This window comes from Streptomyces sp. NPDC058459 (assembly GCF_042721685.1).
Classification (GTDB): domain Bacteria; phylum Actinomycetota; class Actinomycetes; order Streptomycetales; family Streptomycetaceae; genus Streptomyces.
In genome coordinates this window covers 1-17587 of the sequence record NZ_JBHXLV010000022.1, presented here as the reverse complement: position 1 = coordinate 17587, position 17587 = coordinate 1, and the positions used below count along the sequence as shown (strand labels likewise).

Sequence of the window (17587 nt, the reverse complement as noted above, 5' to 3'; positions counted from 1 at the left end):
GAAGAAGCTAAAGGGGACAGGAGCGGATCTTCAAACGAGTCCCGACTTTTGTAGCGCATCCCACACGTCAGGGAGGTGAACCCCCTCGCAATCCGGACATTCGGGGGCCGCTGTTCGAGCACGCTCCCGAACACGCGTGTGGGCCCTGGCGACTCATGTGCCATCAGGGCCCACGTGCGCGTGCCGGTTCGGCTACTCGGCCGTGACCACCTTGACCTCGCCGATGCCCAGCGCCTCGACGGACTCCTCGATCTGGGCCGCGTCGCCGACCAGGACCGTCACCAGCCGGTCGGCCGGGAAGGCGTTCACCACGGCGGCCGTGGCCTCCACGGTGCCGGTGGCGGCGAGCGTGCGGTACAGCTCCGCCTGGAAGTCGTCCGCCAGATGCTGCTCGACCTGGTCGGCCAGCGTGCCGGCGACCGCGGCGGCCGTCTCGTACTTCAGCGGGGCGACCCCGACGAGGTTCTGCACGGCCACGTCCCGCTCGGCGTCGGTAAGGCCCTCGGCCGCCAGCGTGTGCAGCACCGTCCACAGGTCCGCGAGCGCCGGGCCGGTGTTCGGGGTGTCCACGGAGCCGCTGATGGCGAGCATCGAGGCGCCGGTGCCGTCGGGGGCGGAGCGCAGCACCTGCCCGAAGGCACGCACGCCGTAGGTGTAGCCCTTCTCCTCGCGCAGGACTCGGTCCAGGCGGGAGGTGAGGGTGCCGCCGAGGCAGTAGGTGCCGAGCACCTGGGCGGGCCACACGCGGTCGTGCCGGTCGGAGCCGACGCGGCCGATGAGCAGCTGGGTCTGCACGGCGCCGGGCCGGTCCACGATGACCACGCGGCCGGTGTCGTCGGCGGTCACCGGCGGCACGGGGCGGGCCTGGCCGGGCGTACCCGTCCAGGCGCCCAGGGTGTCGGCGAGCAGCGCGTCGAGGTCGATGCCTTCGAGGTCGCCGACGACCACCGCGGTGGCGGTGGCGGGACGCACATGGCGGTCGTAGAAGGCGCGGACGGCGCCCGCGTCGATCTTCTCGACGGTCTCCTCGGTGCCCTGGCGCGGCCGGGACATGCGCGCGGCGGCCGGGAACAGCTCCTTGGACAGCTCCTTCGCGGCGCGCCGGGCCGGGCTGGCCAGCTCGTGCGGGATCTCGTCCAGGCGGTTGCGGACCAGGCGCTCGATCTCGCTCTCCGCGAAGGCGGGGGCGCGCAGGGCGTCCGCGAGCAGGGTGAGGCCCTTCTCCAGGCGGGAGGCGGGCACCTCCAGGCTGAGCCGGACGCCGGGGTGGTCGGCGTGCGCGTCCAGCGTGGCGCCGGCCCGCTCCAGCTCGGCGGCGAACTCCTCGGCGGAGTCCTTGTCGGTGCCCTCGGAGAAGGCGCGCGCCATAATGGTGGCGACACCGTCGAGACCGGTCGGCTCGGCGTCCAGGGGGGCGTCGAGCAGTACCTCGACGGCGACGACCTGCTGGCCGGGACGGTGGCAGCGCAGCACGGTCAGGCCGTTGTCCAGCGTGGCGCGCTCGGGTGCCGGGAACGCCCACGGCTTGGCCTCGCCGGCCTGCGGCTGGGGGTGGAACTCCATGGGGGCGAGCTCGGTCACTTGGCCGTCTCCTCGTCGTCGTTGCCGGCCTCTACGGTCGCTTCGTGCTCCGGGTCGTCGGGCACGCCGGTGTCCTCGACCGCCTCCGGGGACCTCGGCTCGTAGACGAGCACCGCGCGGTTGTCCGGGCGCAGGCGGGCCTTCGCGACCTCGCGGACCTCCTCGGGAGCGATGTCGAGGACGCGCTGTACGGCGGTCAGGGCGAGCTGGGGGTCGCCGAACAGGACGGCGTACCGGCACAGTTCGTCGGCGCGGCCCGCGACCGTGCCGAGGCGGTCCAGCCACTCGCGCTCCAACTGGGCCTGGGCGCGCTCCATCTCCTCGGGGGTCGGGCCCTCCTCCGCGAAGCGGGCCAGCTCCTCGTCGACAGCGGCCTCGATGACCGGGACCTCGACGTCGCCGGAGGTCTTCACGTCCAGCCAGCCGAGCGAAGGCGCGCCGGACAGGCGGAGCAGCCCGAACCCGGCGGCGACGGCGGTGCGGTCGCGGCGTACCAGGCGGTTGTAGAGGCGGGAGGACTCGCCGCCGCCGAGGACGGTGAGGGCGAGGTCGGCCGCGTCGGACGCGCGCGTGCCGTCCTCCGGGAGCCGGTAGGCGGCCATCAGGGCGCGCGCCGGGACCTCCCCGACGACGACCTCGCGCAGCTCGTCCCCGATGACCTCGGGCAGCGAGCCGTCGCGCGGGGCGGGCTTGCCGTCATGGCCGGGGATGGAGCCGAAGTACTTCTCGATCCAGGCGAGCGTCTGCTCGGGGTCGATGTCGCCGACCACGGAGAGCACCGCGTTGTTGGGCGCGTAGTAGGTACGGAAGAACGCGCGGGCGTCCTCCAGCGTGGCCGCGTCCAGGTCGGCCATGGAGCCGATCGGGGTGTGGTGGTAGGGGTGGCCCTCGGGGTAGGCCAGGGCGGTCAGCTTCTCGAAGGCGGTGCCGTAGGGGACGTTGTCGTAGCGCTGGCGGCGCTCGTTCTTGACGACGTCGCGCTGGTTCTCCATCGACTCGTCGTCCAGCGCGGTCAGCAGCGAGCCCATGCGGTCGGCCTCTAGCCAGAGGGCGAGTTCGAGCTGGTGCGCGGGCATCGTCTCGAAGTAGTTGGTGCGTTCGAAGCTGGTGGTGCCGTTGAGCGAGCCGCCGGCGCCCTGGACCAGCTCGAAGTGGCCGTTGCCCTTGACCTGTCCCGAGCCCTGGAACATCAGGTGCTCGAAGAGGTGCGCGAGGCCGGTGCGGCCCGGGACCTCGTGGCGTGAGCCGACGTCGTACCAGAGGCAGACCGCGGCCACCGGGGTCAGGTGGTCCTCGGAGAGCACCACGCGCAGACCGTTGGCCAGGCGGTGCTCGGTCGCTGTCAGGCCCCCGGAGCCTGCCTGGGCTGTGGTCGTGTGACCCATGGGCATGTACGTCCCTTCGCAAGCGGTGGCGGTCGAAACGAACCGCGGTTTTCCTGCCGTTCCCGCCACTGTATGCAAAGCGGGCGAAGGCCCGGCGGAGTTCCCGCCCGACGTACGCCCACAGCGGATCGACTAGCCTGCGTCAGGCGTGCTCATGGCGAGCGCGGCCCCCGGCCGGCCCACGGCGGTGGGGCCGCCGGACCGCCGAGCACCGGGGGCGGACCCGTACGGACCGGGTCGCGGCCCTCGTTGTCAGTGTCCCGGTCCACAATGGTCCGCGTCCGATCCGTCCCACGCCTTCAGCAAGGAGCCGGCAGCGATGGCCCGCCGCAGCACCAAGACCCCGCCGCCCGACGACGCGTTCGAGGAGAAGATCCTCGACATCGACGTCGTGGACGAGATGCGTGGCTCCTACCTCGAATACGCGTACTCGGTCATCTACTCCCGTGCCCTGCCGGACGCCCGGGACGGACTGAAGCCGGTGCACCGCCGCATCGTCTACCAGATGAACGAGATGGGCCTGCGCCCCGAGCGTGCCTATGTGAAGTGCGCGCGCGTGGTAGGCGAGGTGATGGGCAAGCTGCACCCGCACGGCGACACGTCGATCTACGACGCGCTGGTGCGCATGGCGCAGCCCTTCTCGATGCGCGTCCCGCTGGTCGACGGCCACGGCAACTTCGGCTCGCTGGGCAACGACGACCCGCCGGCCGCCATGCGGTACACCGAGTGCCGGATGGCCGCGGCGGCGAGCCTGATGACCGAGTCCATCGACGAGGACACGGTCGACTTCGCGCCGAACTACGACGGCCAGGAGCAGGAGCCGGTCGCGCTCCCCGCCGCCTTCCCGAACCTGCTGGTCAACGGCTCCTCCGGCATCGCGGTCGGCATGGCGACGAACATGCCGCCGCACAACCTGCGCGAGGTCATCGCGGCCGCCCGCCACCTGATCAGGTACCCGAACGCGGACCTGGACGCCCTGATGCGGCACGTCCCGGGCCCCGACCTGCCCACCGGCGGCCGCATCGTCGGCCTGGACGGCATCCGGGACGCGTACGCGAACGGCCGGGGCTCCTTCAAGATGCGTGCCACGGTCGCCATCGAGGCGGTGACCGCCCGCCGCAAGGGGCTGATCGTCACCGAACTGCCCTTCGCGGTCGGCCCGGAGAAGGTCATCGCGAAGATCAAGGACCTGGTCAACGCCAAGAAGATCCAGGGCATCGCGGACGTCAAGGACCTCACCGACCGCGAGCACGGCCTGCGCCTGGTCATCGAGATCAAGAACGGCTTCGTGCCGGAGGCGATCCTGGAACAGCTCTACAAGCTGACCCCCATGGAGGAGTCCTTCGGCATCAACAACGTGGCCCTGGTGGACGGCCAGCCGCTCACCCTGGGCCTGAGGGAGCTGCTGGAGGTCTATCTCGACCACCGCTTCGAGGTGGTGCGCCGGCGCAGCGAGTTCCGCCGCACCAAGCGGCGCGACCGGCTGCACCTGGTCGAGGGCCTGCTGACCGCGCTCGTCGACATCGACGAGGTCATCCGGGTGATCCGGTCCAGCGAGAACTCCGCGCAGGCCAAGGAGCGCCTGATGGAGCGCTACGGCCTGAGCGACATCCAGACGCAGTACATCCTCGACACGCCGCTGCGCCGCCTCACCAAGTACGACCGGATCGAGCTGGAGGCGGAGAAGGAGCGGCTCAGCCGGGAGATCGAGGAGCTGACCCGCATCCTGGAGTCGGACGCGGAGCTGCGCAAGCTGGTCTCGGGCGAACTGGCCGAGGTGTCGAAGAAGTTCGGCTCCGACCGGCGTACCGTCCTGCTGGAGTCGACGGCCTCCCAGGTGGCCACGGTGCCGCTCCAGGTGGCCGACGACCCGTGCCGGGTGCTGCTGTCCTCGACGGCGCTGCTGGCCCGTACGAGGGGCGCCGAGCCGGTGCCGCAGGAAGGCGGGCGCGCCAAGCACGACGTGATCATCTCCTCGGTCCCGGCGACCGCGCGCGGTGAGATCGGCGCGGTGACCTCCGGCGGACGCCTGCTGCGGATCAATGTGGTCGACCTGCCCCAGCTGCCGGACACGGCCACCGCGCCGAACCTCTCCGGAGGGGCGCCGCTGGCGGAGTTCGTGGCCCTGGAGGGCGACGAGACCGTGGTCTGCCTGACCACGCTGGACGAGAGCTCGCCCGGCCTGGCGATCGGCACCGAACAGGGCGTGGTCAAGCGGGTGTTGCCGGACTACCCGTCAAACAAGGACGAGTTGGAGGTCATCACCCTCAGGGAGGGTGACCGGATCGTCGGCGCGGTGGAGCTGCGCACCGGCGAGGAGGACCTGGTGTTCATCAGCGACGACGCCCAGCTCCTGCGCTACCAGGCGGCCCAGGTGCGCCAGCAGGGCCGTGCGGCGGGCGGTGTGGCGGGCATCAAGCTCACCGAGGGCGCGAAGGTGATCTCGTTCACGGCGGTCGATCCGGCCGTCGACGCGGTGGTGTTCACGGTGGCGGGCTCGCGGGGCACGCTGGACGACTCGGTGCAGACCACGGCCAAGCTGACCCCGTTCGACCAGTTCCCGCGCAAGGGCCGGGCCACGGGCGGCGTGCGCTGCCAGCGCTTCCTGAAGGGCGAGGACTGCCTCGCGCTGGCCTGGGCGGGCCCCGTACCGGGACGGGCGGCGCAGAAGACCGGCCTGCCGGTGGAGCTGCCGGAGCCGGACCCCCGCCGGGACGGCTCGGGCACCTCGCTGGCGAAGACGGTGTCGGTGGTGGCGGGCCCGGTGCTCTAGGGCCTGTACGGCGGATCTTTGTGGAGTAGCCCGCGGCGTCTGGTGCGTGCTCTCGGCGTGCGCCCGGATCTCCCTCGTACTGGACGTACTCGGGTGATTCGGTCGTGCGGCGAGAGTGCGTGCCGGGCGTCGCGGGCCCGCAAAGATCCGCCGGACAGGCTCTGGCGGCCCGCTACGGTGTGCCGGGCTCGTCCTCGGAGCCCGGCACATAGCGCAGCACGCCCCACATGGCCTGCTCGTCGGCCTCGGCGCCGCCGCCCCGGCACGCGTCCAGTTCCTTGCCGAGGGCGTCGGCGTCGATGCCGGTGCCGATCAGGACGAGCTGGGTGAGCCGGTCCGCGCCTGGCGGCCAGGGCTCGGGCCGGAAGCGCAGGAAGCGGCCCACGGCGTGCACGGCGTACCGGTTGCCGGGATCGTGGGCGCCGAAGTCCACGTACCCCTTGATCCGGTACAGCCCCTCCGGCCTGCTGTCCAGGAAGCGCATCAGGGCGCGGGGGTCCACAGCCACGTCGGAGACGAAGGACAGGGTGTCGTAGCCGGAGTGCAGATGCCCTGAGTGCTTCTCGTGCCCACCGTGACCGTGCAGGTCGTCGAAGGAGAGCTGGCCGACACGCTCCTCACCGGGACGGCAGTCGAAGAGGAACTCCGGGTCGACGCGGCCGTAGGTGGCGGGCAGTACGGCGCCCTCGGTGAGCGAGTGCACCAGGCCGAGGACGCGGTCGGCGTCGGGTGCCCGGTCGAGCTTGTTGACCACGACGAGGTCGGCGAGGGCGAGGTGCCGGTCGATCTCGGGGTGCCGGGCGCGGGTGGCGTCGAACTCGGCGGCGTCCACGACCTCGACGAGCCCGCCGTACATGATCTCCGGCCGCTCACTGGCCAGCACCATCCGCACCAGCTCCTGCGGCTCGGCGAGCCCGCTGGCCTCGATGACGATGACGTCGATCCCGGCGGCCGGAGCGGCGAGCCTGGCCAGATAGCCGTCCAGCTCGCTCGCGTCGACCGCACAGCACAGGCACCCGTTGCCGAGCGACACGGCGGAGTCCCCGAGCGCCCCGGCGACGGCCATCGCGTCGATCTCGATCGACCCGAAGTCGTTGACGACGGCCCCTATGCGGCTGCCCCCGCTGCGGTGGAGCAGGTGGTTGAGCAACGTCGTCTTCCCGGAACCCAGGAACCCCGCCAGCACGACGACCGGAATCTGCGGACCACGACTGTTCGCCAACGAGGGGCACCTTTCCCGGCGGACGGACTTCGACCTGGCCAGGATACGAGGACGGATCACCCTCCCGGCCGCGTACGACCCTCCGGTCACTCGGACCCCCCTGACTCAGGTTAGGCTCGCCTTTGTGAGTAGGTGTGCGACCGTCTCCCGGAACCTCGACGAGCCCGTTTCCGGTACGGCGGCCACGGCGACGACGTGGCTGCTGCTGGAACAGCCCGGCCCCTGGGGCGCCAAAGCGCTGACCGCGAGCCATCTGGACCCCGTGCTGGGCCGCGCCCTGGAGGCCGCCGCCCAGGACACCGGGGTGCGGGTGGCGCTGATCCGGCGTCCCGGCCGGCACGCCGACCCCGGCACACCGCCCGTACGGCAGGTGTACGTCGCCCACACGGTGCCCGGGAACGTGTGGCTGTACGGCGCCGCCACCAGCGACCCGCACCAGCTGTTCGGCCTGGACTTCGCCGCTCTGGGCGCCGGTGACCCCCGGTCCTTCGCGTCGGTCCTCGGTGGCCGCCCGCAGACCGGTGATCCGCTCGCGCTGGTGTGCACCAACGGCAAGCGCGACCGCTGCTGCGCCCTGCTGGGCCGCCCCCTCGCCGCCGAACTCACCGCGTCCGACGTGCCGGGCGTCTGGGAGGTCACCCATCTGGGTGGTCATCGCTTCGCCCCCACGGTGCTCGTGCTGCCGTACGGCTACGCGTACGCCCGCGCCGAGGCGCACACGGTCAAGGAGGCCCTGTACCGCGCCCGGGACGGGCAGGTCCTGCTGGAGGACTGCCGCGGCCGCTCTGCCTGGGACCGTCCCGGCCAGGCCGCCGAACTGGCCGTACGGGCGGTGACGGCCGAGTACGACGCGGACGCGCTGCACGTCGTCCGCACCGAAGGTGACGCGCCCCGCTGGGAGGTCACCGTCGCCCACGCCGACGGCCGGGGCTGGCGGGTGACCGTGGCGCGGACCGCCGCGCTGCCGCCGCGTCCGGAGAGCTGCGGGGTGGACGTGCTGGGCACCCCCGCGCGGATGGAGGTCGTGGGCGTCCGGGCACTGCACGCGACGACCCTGACAAGCTGACCGCCGCCCGGCACGACCGGCCGCGCACCGTCTCCGCCTGCCTCCCGCTCCCCCGGCCGGACGTCCGCGACCCGGTCTGCCCCGGCGGGCGTCGCGGTCCTGGCGACCGGGCTCTTCCTGGCGCCGCTCGGCGGACAGCTGGACCAGGAGGCGCGATGCGCCGCGCGCTGGTCATCGCGCAGGACCCGGCAAATCGCCGAGGGCGTCCGGAGCACACGGCCCAGCGTCGACGAGCCCGTGCAGGAGGCCGAGCGGATCAGACGGACCACGCACGCGGAGTACGTCGTCGTGATGGACACACGGGGGGTGCGCTGTCCCACCCGACCGCCGGGGAGATCGGCCGCCGCGTCTCCACCGACCCCGGCGGTGCGCTGGCCGGCCGCCGGGTGACGGAGATCGACCGAGGCACCCCGGGCCGCTCCGCGCGCGGCAAGGCGCCGCTCCAGGACGCCGGGCACCGGATCATCGGCGCGGTCCTCGGCGGGCAGCGCGTACGACAGCGTGCGCGTCGGACTGCCCGGCGCGATCCCCGGCCTACCGGCGTGCGTCGGGGGCGCGCCGGCGGTCGGGGCGGTGGCCGCCTGGCTGCTCTCCCGGCGGGTGCACCGGCAGACCCGTGACCCGGCCTTCAGCGACACCTCGGCGCTGCTCGCGGAGCGGGAGGCGAGGCTGCACGGCATCCGGGAGGCGTGGTCGCCCCGGCCGGAGCGCCGGTACCTTCGACAGCGGAGCAGGCGCGGGGGCACTGGCACTGGCACTGGCACTGGCACTGGCACTGGCCAACCTGGTCCGTCTTGGATCACACCACCAGGAGGAACCAGTGTCATACCCGGAACGGCTCACCCCCGAGGAGAAGCTCGCCGACGCGAAGAAGCTGCTGAGCCTCCCGCGCATCGTCGTGATCTGCGGCTCCACCCGCTTCATGACCGAGATGAACGACGCCGATCTACGGGAGACAGGCGCCGGGAAGATCGTCGTCAAACCGGGCTGTGACATGAAGTCGCCGCACGAACTCTGGTCCGATCCTGCCGAGGCCGAGGCGCTGAAGGTTCGACTCGACGATCTGCACCGGGCGAAGATCCGGCTCGCTGACGAGGTGCTCGTGGTCGGCGACTACATCGGAGACAGCACCCGAGCCGAAATCGCCTACGCCCGGTCGCTGGGCAGGCCCGTACGGTTCACGCACCCCGAAGTCGACCCTGCTGCATGACCCGGCTGGCCAGGATCTCGGGGTCGTCGACGAAGCTCGCGGCGAGCGCGATCCGGCCAGCCACTCACGGGCCTCCGCCCTGCGCACGCCCCCCTCACCGCCGGCCCCGGGGTTGTCGAGTAGCCATATGGAGCGGACGTCGGACCTGATCTGCGGTGTCCTGCACAGCGCGGAACAAGCGGGCCGCCTACGGCTGTCTCTCCGATACGGGGACACCGGGCGCCCCGAGCACCGGTACGCCTGGGTGACGCCGTGACGCGGTGACGTCACCCGGGCCGGGTGTACCTACACGGCGCCGGCGCCGGTCAGCGAACGTACCTCGGTCTCCGCGAACTTGGCCTCGTCCGGCACCTCGTCCGAGGTGACCGTGCCCAGCCAGCCGGAGAGGAAGCCGAGCGGGATGGAGACGATGCCCGGATTCTGGAGCGGGAAGTACTGGAAGTCGACGCCGGGGAACAGCGAGCCGGGGCTCCCCGACACCACCGGCGACAGCAGTACCAGGATCACTGCGGGGATCAGCCCCCCGTACACGGCCCAGACCGCGCCGCGCGTGGTGAAGTTCCGCCAGAACAGCGAGTACAGCAGCGTCGGCAGGTTCGCCGAGGCGGCCACGGCGAAGGCCAGGCCGACCAGGAAGGCCACATTGAGATTGCGGGCCAGCAGTCCGAGCGCGATAGCCACGATCCCGATGACGGCCGCCGCCACCCGCGCCACCGCCACCTCACCGCGCGGGGTGCTGGGCGTACGCCGGAGGGACGCGTACAGGTCATGGGCCACGGACGCGGACGAGGCCAGCGTGATCCCGGCGACCACCGCGAGGATCGTGGCGAAGGCGACGGCGGCCACGACCGCGAACAGCACCGTGCCCCCGGTGGAGGAGGCACCGCCGCCCAGGTCGAGCGCCAGCAGCGGGATCGCCGTGTTCCCGGCCGCGTTGGACCGACGCAGCGCGTCGGCGCCCACCACGGCGGTCGCTCCGAAGCCGAGGACGATCGTCATCAGGTAGAAGCTGCCGATGAGCCCGATCGACCACACGGTGGAGCGCCGGGCGGCCCGCGCGGTCGGCACCGTGTAGAAGCGGGACAGGATGTGCGGCAGACCCGCCGTCCCCAGCACCAGCGCCAGCCCCAGGCTGATGAAGTCGATCCGCGAGGTCCAGTCGCCGCCGTACTTGAGCCCCGGCGCCAGGAACGAGCTCCCGTGCCCACTGCGCTCGGCGGCGGTGAGCAGCAGCTGGTTGACGTCCCCGTGGAAACGCAACAGGACCAGTACGGTCATCACGATCGTCCCGACCAGCATCAGGACGGCCTTCACGATCTGGATCCAGGTGGTCGCCCGCATCCCGCCCAGCGACACGTAGATCACCATGAGCGCGCCCACCCCGATGACCGTCCACGCCTGCGCGGCCCCGCCGGAGCCCCCGAGCAGCAGCGCCACCAGACTTCCGGCGCCGACCATCTGCGCGACCAGGTACATCACGGACACGGTGACCGAGGAGGTGCCGGTGGCGATCCGCACCGGCCGCTCGGTCATCCGCGCGGCGACCACGTCGGCGAGGGTGAACCGGCCGCAGTTGCGGACCAGTTCGGCGGCGAGGAACAGCACGACCAGCCAGGCCACGAGGAATCCCACGCCGTACAGGAGCCCGTCGTAGCCGTACAGCGCGATGAGGCCGGTCACGCCGAGGAAGGAGGCGGCCGAGAGGTAGTCGCCGGAGATGGCGAACCCGTTCTCCAGCGGGGTGAACAGGCGCCCGCCCGCGTAGAACTCCTCCGCGGACCCCTGCTTGCTACGGCTCACCCAGGTGGTGATGCCCAGCGTCACGGCCACGAAGGCGCTGAACAGGACCAGCGCCAGCAGTTGGTGATTGCCGGTCACGAGGCGCCTCCCTGGATGCCGCGGGTCAGCTCCTGGGTGTCCCAGCGCAGTTCTAGCGCGGGCCGGTCACGCCGCAGCCGTGCGTGGCGCGCGTAGGCCCAGGTGAGCAGGAAAGTGCTGAGGAACTGCCCGAGCCCGGCGAGCATCCCCACGTTCACCGCCCCTATGACGGGCCGCGCCATCAGGCCGGGCGCTGCCGTCGCGGTGACCACGTACCCCACGTACCAGCAGAAGAAGGCGGCGACTCCGGGCACCACGAACCGTCGGTACCGGCTGCGCACCTCCTGGAACGCCTCGCTCTGCTGCACCGCGAGATACACCTCGCGTGCCCGAGCCGCCGCGATGTCCGGCTCGCCCTCGCTTCGGGGGTGCGGCACGGCCGGCGCGGGCATCCCGGCCCCGTCCAGTCCGCTCCAGCCGGTGGTCAGCGTGTCGTGCCAAGGGTCCTCGTGCCGCACATCGCGGGAAGTCACGTCCTGCTCTTCCTCGTTGTCGACCGAACTGCTCGGACCGTCCCCGGTACCGAACTGTCGGCCGTTGCTTGACTGCATACCCAAGGATGGACAGATCAGGAAGATCCCCGACACGTCTTCTCGTACATTTCACCCCATTAGGTGAGCCGCTCCCAGGGCCCGGGGACGAGGAACCTGGGGACGAGGAACGGGAGCACCGGCTGAGGCCGGTGCTCCCGTCGTCCCACCGCCCGGCCAAAGCCGGGCGCAGTCGCTTACGCGTCGATCCGCGAGCGGTCCAGCGTCGCCGCCGAGCTGGAGATGAACTCCTTGCGCGGCGCGACGTCGTTGCCCATCAGCAGGTCGAAGACCTGCTCGGCGGCATCGAGGTCCGCGAGGTTGATCCGGCGCAGGGTGCGGTGGCGCGGGTCCATCGTGGTCTCCGCCAGTTGGTCGGCGTCCATCTCGCCGAGGCCCTTGTACCGCTGGATGGAGTCCTTGTAGCGGACGCCCTTGCGCTGGAACTCCATGAGGGTGTCCCGCAGCTCACGGTCCGAGTAGGTGTAGACGTACTTGTCCTGGCCCTTCTTGGGCTGGACCAGCTCGATGCGGTGCAGCGGGGGCACGGCGGCGAACACCCGGCCCGCCTCGACCATGGGCCGCATGTACCGCTGGAAGAGCGTGAGCAGCAGGCAGCGGATGTGGGAGCCGTCCACATCGGCGTCGGTCATCATGATGATCTTGCCGTAGCGGGCGGCGTCGATGTCGAAGGTGCGGCCCGAGCCCGCCCCTATGACCTGGATGATCGCGCCGCACTCGGCGTTCTTGAGCATGTCGGTCACAGACGAGCGCTGCACGTTGAGGATCTTGCCCCGGATGGGCAGCAGCGCCTGGAACTCGGAGTTCCGGGCCAGCTTGGCCGTACCGAGCGCGGAGTCGCCCTCGACGATGAACAGCTCGCTGCGGTCGACGTCGTCACTGCGGCAGTCGGCGAGCTTGGCGGGCAGGGACGAGGACTCCAGGGCGGTCTTGCGCCGCTGGGCGTCCTTGTGCTGGCGGGCGGCCACCCGGGTGCGGGCGGCGGCGACCACCTTCTCCATGACCGTGCGGGCCTGCGCGGCGTCGTCCCGCTTGGTGGAGGTCAGGAACGCCTTCAGCTCCTTGGCGATCACCGCGGAGACGATACGGCGGGCCGCCGAGGTGCCGAGCACCTCCTTGGTCTGGCCCTCGAACTGCGGCTCGGCCAGGCGGACCGTGACGACCGCGGTCAGGCCCTCCAGGGCATCGTCCTTGACGACGTCGTCCTCGGCGACGCGCAGCATCTTCTTGGCGCGCAGCACCTCGTTCATCGTCCTGCTGACCGCCTGCTCGAAGCCGGCCATGTGCGTGCCGCCCTTGGGGGTGGCGATGATGTTGACGAAGGACTTCACGTTGGTGTCGTAGCCCGTGCCCCAGCGCAGCGCCACGTCGACACCGAGTTCGCGGGTGACCTCGGTGGGCGTCATCTGGCCGTGCTCGTCCAGGACCGGGACGGTCTCCTTGAAGGTGCCCTGACCCGAGAAGCGGAGCGTGTCGCAGACCGGCTTGTCGGTGGCCAGGTACTCGCAGAACTCGCTGATGCCGCCGTCGAAGCGGAAGGACTCCTCACCCTTGCTCCCGCCCTCGCCGAGACCGATCTCGTCGCGCACGAGGATGGTGAGGCCGGGCACCAGGAAGGCGGTCTGGCGGGCCCGCTGGTGCAGGTTGTCCAGGGAGAGCCTGGCGTCCTTGAGGAAGATCTGCCGGTCCGCCCAGTAGCGCACACGCGTGCCGGTCCGGTTCTTCGCGATCTTCTTGGTCTTGGTCAGGCCGGTCCCGGCCTCGAACCCGGCCTCGGCGCCGCCCCGGGCGAAGGTGCCCGGGACACCCCGGCGGAAGCTGATGGCGTGGGTGCTCCCCCCGCGGTCCACCTCTACGTCGAGCCGGGAGGAGAGCGCGTTCACCACGGAGGCGCCGACGCCGTGCAGGCCGCCGGAGGCCGCGTAGGAGCCGCCGCCGAACTTGCCGCCGGCGTGCAGCTTGGTCATGACGACCTCGACACCGGACAGGCCCGTCTTGGGCTCGACGTCCACGGGGATGCCGCGGCCGTTGTCCCGCACCTCCACGGAACCGTCGTCGTGGAGGATCACCTCGATGCGGTCGCAGTAACCGCCGAGGGCCTCGTCGACGGAGTTGTCGATGATCTCCCAGAGGCAGTGCATCAGGCCGCGGCTGTCGGTCGAGCCGATGTACATGCCCGGACGTTTGCGCACCGCTTCGAGGCCCTCGAGGACGAGCAGGTGCCGCGCGGTGTAGTTGGAACCGTCCCGGTCTGCTCCTGCCAGCAGCGCTGTGGACGGCACGGACGTGTCGGCGGTCACGCGGTTCGCTCCTCGCTGAATTTCAGATGGGCCCCTGGTGGGTAGGGGGCCGGCTTCGGTCACCGCTCAGAGGGTACCGATGCCTGGTAGAGCCGGTGTAACGCCACCCACGTAGGGAAACTCAGACTAGCCGAGGGTCGTACGGACGTTCGATCCCTCGATGGAGTGAAGCACACATCACGTTCCCTTCGAGGCATGAACCATTTAGGCTCCGGGCACGTCCTCATCAACACCGGCAACCCAGCCGGGAGGACCGACCCCGAAAACCGCGCGAAACCGTAAGCACCAGACCACGCGCTACGGCACATTCGCCGCCAACCGGCAACAGCCGGCCATACCGAAAGAAATTTTCGACGGATAGCCACGAGCGGGAACGAATTCGGCCTGGTTGGATGTTGACCCTGGTACGACAGCTCGTCGAGCTAGAGAAGAGGCGACGTGACTACTGTTCTGACCCCCGCGAGCCCGCTGACGGCCGCCGATCGCTGCGACCGCTGCGGCGCCCAGGCATACCTGCGCGTCGTCCTGCTGAGCGGCGGAGAACTGCTCTTCTGCGCCCACCACGGGCGCAAGTTCGAGCCGGAACTCAAGAAGATCGCCGCTGAGATACAGGACGAGACGGAGCGGCTGGGTTCCGTTCCCAGCACCTCTGCCACCGAAGAGCGCTGAATCTCGCACCCGACCGACGAGCCAGCCCCGGCATCAGGCCGGCGTACGGGCGGCTGCTTCCCCGGAGGAGCGGCCGCCCGTACGCGTACCCGAAAAGGGGGCCGCAGGCCGTCTCAGGGGCGCCTGGGGGCCTCCTGGGGCGCTTCCGCGGCCTGCTCCAGCGTGCGTACGACCTCGGACACGCGGGTGTAGACGCCCGGGTTGCCGGCCTGCCCGCAGCCACTCCCCCAGGACACCAGTCCGATGAGCCGTCCCCCGGCGACCAGCGGGCCGCCGCTGTCGCCCTGGCAGGCATCCGGTCCTCCGGCGGCCTCTCCCGCGCAGAGCATGGAGGCGGCGCCATAGGTGCCGTTCCGCCCGCCCGCGTAGGCGTGGGCGCAGAGGTCGTCGGCCAGTACATGGACCCGCGCGGCGCGCAGCCGGGTCGGGTAGGCGCCGTCGCCGTCGGCGTCACCCCAGCCCGAGACCAGGGCTTCCGCGCCCGGCGCGTAGCCCGGATCACCGGCAGCCGCCATCGGTACGACGGCGCTCGGCGGCAGCGGCTCGGCGAGCGTGAGGACGGCGTAGTCCCCCGCGTTGGTCAGGGGGTCGTACTCCGGGTTGATCTTCGTGTCCCGCACGGCTGTCTCCTGGCCGCCGGCCGCGAGCAGGTCGGTCCGGCCGGCGATGACCTTCAGGTCGCGCACCCGGTCGGGGGGCGTGCCGAGGGCGTCGTCGGAGACACAGTGGGCGGCGGTGAGGACGGTGGTCGGCGCGATCGCCACCCCGCCGCAGAACTGGCCCGCCCGGCTACCCCCGAACCGGTCACGGCTGGAGAGCGCCACCGTCCACGGGGCCTGTGAGACGTCTATCGGGAAGCCGCCGACCACCACGCTGTCAGCGACGGCCGGAGCGGCGCCGATCAGGGGTATCGCGGTCAGCGTGGCCGCCAGCGAGAGCGGCCGGATCAGCACCCGGACAACGGAAGGGCGCATGCTGGACTCCTCACTCAGAGTGGTTCCGGAACACCCAGAGTCATCCAGCGCACGATGGCCCGCAGCACGAAGGCCCGGCTCCCGCGAGGGGGGACGGGCCTTCGGCGGCGGAGCGGCTCGGTCTAGTCGAGGTAGTCGCGCAGCACCTGGGAGCGCGACGGGTGGCGCAGCTTCGACATGGTCTTCGACTCGATCTGGCGGATGCGCTCGCGCGTCACACCGTAGACCTTGCCGATCTCGTCGAGCGTCTTCGGCTGGCCGTCGGTGAGGCCGAAGCGCATGGAGACCACGCCTGCCTCGCGCTCGGACAGGGTGTCGAGCACCGAGTGCAGCTGCTCCTGGAGGAGCGTGAAGCTGACGGCGTCGGCGGGCACGACGGCCTCGGAGTCCTCGATGAGGTCACCGAACTCGCTGTCGCCGTCCTCGCCGAGCGGGGTGTGCAGCGAAATGGGCTCGCGGCCGTACTTCTGGACCTCGATGACCTTCTCGGGGGTCATGTCGAGTTCCTTGGCCAGCTCCTCCGGGGTGGGCTCGCGGCCCAGGTCCTGGAGCATCTGGCGCTGCACGCGCGCGAGCTTGTTGATGACCTCGACCATGTGCACCGGGATACGGATGGTGCGCGCCTGGTCTGCCATGGCACGGGTGATCGCCTGACGGATCCACCAGGTGGCGTACGTGGAGAACTTGTAGCCCTTGGTGTAGTCGAACTTCTCGACCGCGCGGATCAGACCGAGGTTGCCCTCCTGGATGAGGTCCAGGAAGAGCATGCCGCGGCCGGTGTAGCGCTTGGCCAGGGAGACCACCAGACGGAGGTTGGCCTCCAGCAGGTGGTTCTTGGCGCGGCGGCCGTCCTCGGCGATGATCTCCAGCTCGCGCTTGAGCTTCGGGGCGAGCTTGTCGGAGTTGGCGAGCTTGTCCTCGGCGAACAGACCGGCCTCGATGCGCTTGGCCAGCTCGACCTCCTGCTCGGCGTTGAGCAGGGGGACCTTGCCGATCTGCTTCAGGTAGTCCTTGACCGGGTCGGCGGTGGCGCCGGCCGCGGCGACCTGCTGCGCGGGCGCGTCGTCCTCGTCCTCGTCCGACAGCACGAAGCCGGCGGCCTCGGTGACCTCGGGCTCGTCGGCGGACTTGGTCTCCTCGACGACCTCGTCCTCGAGAAGCTCGGCGTCGTCCTTCTTGGCGCCGGTCTTCTTCGCCACCGTCTTCTTGGCCGCGGTCTTCTTCGCGACCGTCTTCTTGGCGGTGGTCTTCTTGGCCGCGGCCTTCGGGGCGGAGGCGGCTTCGTCGGTGTCGTCGCCCGCGGCGGCGGACACGGCTGGGGCGGCCGTGGCCTTACGGGTGGTCACCGTCTTCGCAGCGGCCGTCTTGGTGACGGTGCGCTTGGCCGGACTCTTCGCTGCGACGCTCTTACGGGTGCGCTTGGGCTCTGCGGCACTGACCATCAGCGTCACACCCTCTTCCTCAAGGATCTGATTGAGGCTGCGCAGTACGTTCTTCCACTGAGTGGCCGGAATCTGGTCAGCTTCGAAGGCCCGACGCACATCGTCGCCGGCGATCTGCCCCTCAGCCTTTCCCCGCTCAATGAGCGCCATGACAGAGACGGACTCGGCGATCTCCGGCGGGAGCGTACGGGATGTGCTGGCCGACACGAACAACCTCTCGGAACGTTGGAAAGCGGCTTCCGGCTCCGTCCGGCATGGACAGGAGCCGACCACCGGCCTGGGGACGGGCCGACGGCGCGGGCTGGGCCGGGATGAGACACAGCGCCTGGCACGGCGTCCGTATTCCCTTCGCGGCTGTTCACCTCTTAGGTCATCGCGCTGTTTCCGGGAGCGTTACGCCCAATCCGCGTGGCCCGAGTCACACCCTGTCAAGAGGAAGATGCGATCAGATACGAACAAAACGGTCCGCCATCGAGTCCGTCCTGGTCACTATGCCGGTCCGGTCGCCCCGTCGCACCGCCGGACTCGGCCGGAAT

12 protein-coding genes and 2 pseudogenes are annotated in these 17587 nt (G+C 70.8%); 6 read left to right on the top strand and 8 right to left on the bottom strand.

Annotation, left to right across the window (positions count from 1 at the left end; genetic code table 11):
* Positions 1-192: 192 nt before the first annotated feature.
* Together ACFWN1_RS07050 and ACFWN1_RS07045 are read right to left on the bottom strand one after the other, a co-directional pair.
* Complete coding sequence (locus ACFWN1_RS07050) at positions 193-1581, bottom strand: M16 family metallopeptidase (RefSeq protein WP_384359031.1); 1389 nt, start codon at positions 1579-1581, stop codon at positions 193-195.
* Positions 1578-2972: a M16 family metallopeptidase gene (locus ACFWN1_RS07045; RefSeq protein ID WP_384359029.1), complete on the bottom strand. Its 1395-nt coding sequence runs from the start codon at positions 2970-2972 to the stop codon at positions 1578-1580. Before ACFWN1_RS07045 ends, ACFWN1_RS07050 begins: the two co-directional genes overlap by 4 nt.
* Positions 2973-3285: 313 nt before the next feature.
* Between ACFWN1_RS07045 and ACFWN1_RS07040 the strand changes: the two genes are divergently transcribed.
* Positions 3286-5739: a DNA topoisomerase (ATP-hydrolyzing) subunit A gene (locus ACFWN1_RS07040; protein WP_384359027.1), complete on the top strand. Its 2454-nt coding sequence runs from the start codon at positions 3286-3288 to the stop codon at positions 5737-5739.
* A 172-nt stretch (positions 5740-5911) separates the two neighbouring features.
* On the opposite strand, the gene ACFWN1_RS07035 is transcribed toward ACFWN1_RS07040, so the two are convergent.
* Entirely contained in the window at positions 5912-6961 is a 1050-nt protein-coding gene (locus ACFWN1_RS07035; protein ID WP_384359025.1) for a CobW family GTP-binding protein, read from the bottom strand.
* 124 nt (positions 6962-7085) lie between these two features.
* On the opposite strand from ACFWN1_RS07035, the gene ACFWN1_RS07030 reads away from it, so the two are divergent.
* The 4 genes and pseudogenes from ACFWN1_RS07030 to ACFWN1_RS07015 form a co-directional block, all read left to right on the top strand.
* A complete protein-coding gene (locus ACFWN1_RS07030) occupies positions 7086-8027 on the top strand; it encodes a sucrase ferredoxin (RefSeq protein ID WP_384359023.1) in 942 nt (313 codons plus the stop codon).
* A 99-nt stretch (positions 8028-8126) separates the two neighbouring features.
* Positions 8127-8714, top strand: a pseudogene (locus ACFWN1_RS07025) (histidine kinase); the annotation flags it as partial.
* Between the two features lie 133 nt (positions 8715-8847).
* Entirely contained in the window at positions 8848-9237 is a 390-nt protein-coding gene (locus ACFWN1_RS07020) for a hypothetical protein (RefSeq protein ID WP_384359021.1), read from the top strand.
* 76 nt (positions 9238-9313) lie between these two features.
* Positions 9314-9493 (top strand): annotated as a pseudogene (locus tag ACFWN1_RS07015) (two-component system response regulator); the annotation flags it as partial.
* 29 nt (positions 9494-9522) lie between these two features.
* Here ACFWN1_RS07015 and ACFWN1_RS07010 read toward each other — a convergent pair.
* The 3 genes from ACFWN1_RS07010 to ACFWN1_RS07000 form a co-directional block, all read right to left on the bottom strand.
* A complete protein-coding gene (locus tag ACFWN1_RS07010) occupies positions 9523-11115 on the bottom strand; it encodes a cation acetate symporter (RefSeq protein WP_384359019.1) in 1593 nt (530 codons plus the stop codon).
* Complete coding sequence (locus tag ACFWN1_RS07005; protein WP_384359017.1) at positions 11112-11666, bottom strand: DUF485 domain-containing protein; 555 nt, start codon at positions 11664-11666, stop codon at positions 11112-11114. Before ACFWN1_RS07005 ends, ACFWN1_RS07010 begins: the two co-directional genes overlap by 4 nt.
* A 176-nt stretch (positions 11667-11842) precedes the next feature.
* Positions 11843-13966, bottom strand: a complete 2124-nt coding sequence (locus ACFWN1_RS07000; protein WP_384359015.1) for a type IIA DNA topoisomerase subunit B — start codon at positions 13964-13966, stop codon at positions 11843-11845.
* A 438-nt stretch (positions 13967-14404) separates the two neighbouring features.
* On the opposite strand from ACFWN1_RS07000, the gene ACFWN1_RS06995 reads away from it, so the two are divergent.
* Entirely contained in the window at positions 14405-14635 is a 231-nt protein-coding gene (locus ACFWN1_RS06995; RefSeq protein WP_384359013.1) for a hypothetical protein, read from the top strand.
* Between the two features lie 113 nt (positions 14636-14748).
* On the opposite strand, the gene ACFWN1_RS06990 is transcribed toward ACFWN1_RS06995, so the two are convergent.
* Both ACFWN1_RS06990 and ACFWN1_RS06985 read right to left on the bottom strand, forming a co-directional pair.
* On the bottom strand, positions 14749-15609 hold the full coding sequence (locus ACFWN1_RS06990; protein WP_384359011.1) for a S1 family peptidase: 861 nt from the start codon (positions 15607-15609) through the stop codon (positions 14749-14751).
* A 122-nt stretch (positions 15610-15731) separates the two neighbouring features.
* Positions 15732-17258 (bottom strand): RNA polymerase sigma factor, encoded by a 1527-nt coding sequence (locus ACFWN1_RS06985; RefSeq protein ID WP_384359009.1) that lies wholly within the window; start codon positions 17256-17258, stop codon positions 15732-15734.
* Positions 17259-17587: the final 329 nt, after the last annotated feature.

Coding starts and splice junctions, on each gene's coding strand:
- ACFWN1_RS07045 (WP_384359029.1), bottom strand. CDS start 2,972: ATGCCCATGGGTCACACGACCACAGCCCAGGCAGGCTCCGGGGGCCTG.
- ACFWN1_RS07040 (WP_384359027.1), top strand. CDS start 3,286: ATGGCCCGCCGCAGCACCAAGACCCCGCCGCCCGACGACGCGTTCGAG.
- ACFWN1_RS07005 (WP_384359017.1), bottom strand. CDS start 11,666: ATGCAGTCAAGCAACGGCCGACAGTTCGGTACCGGGGACGGTCCGAGC.
- ACFWN1_RS06990 (WP_384359011.1), bottom strand. CDS start 15,609: ATGCGCCCTTCCGTTGTCCGGGTGCTGATCCGGCCGCTCTCGCTGGCG.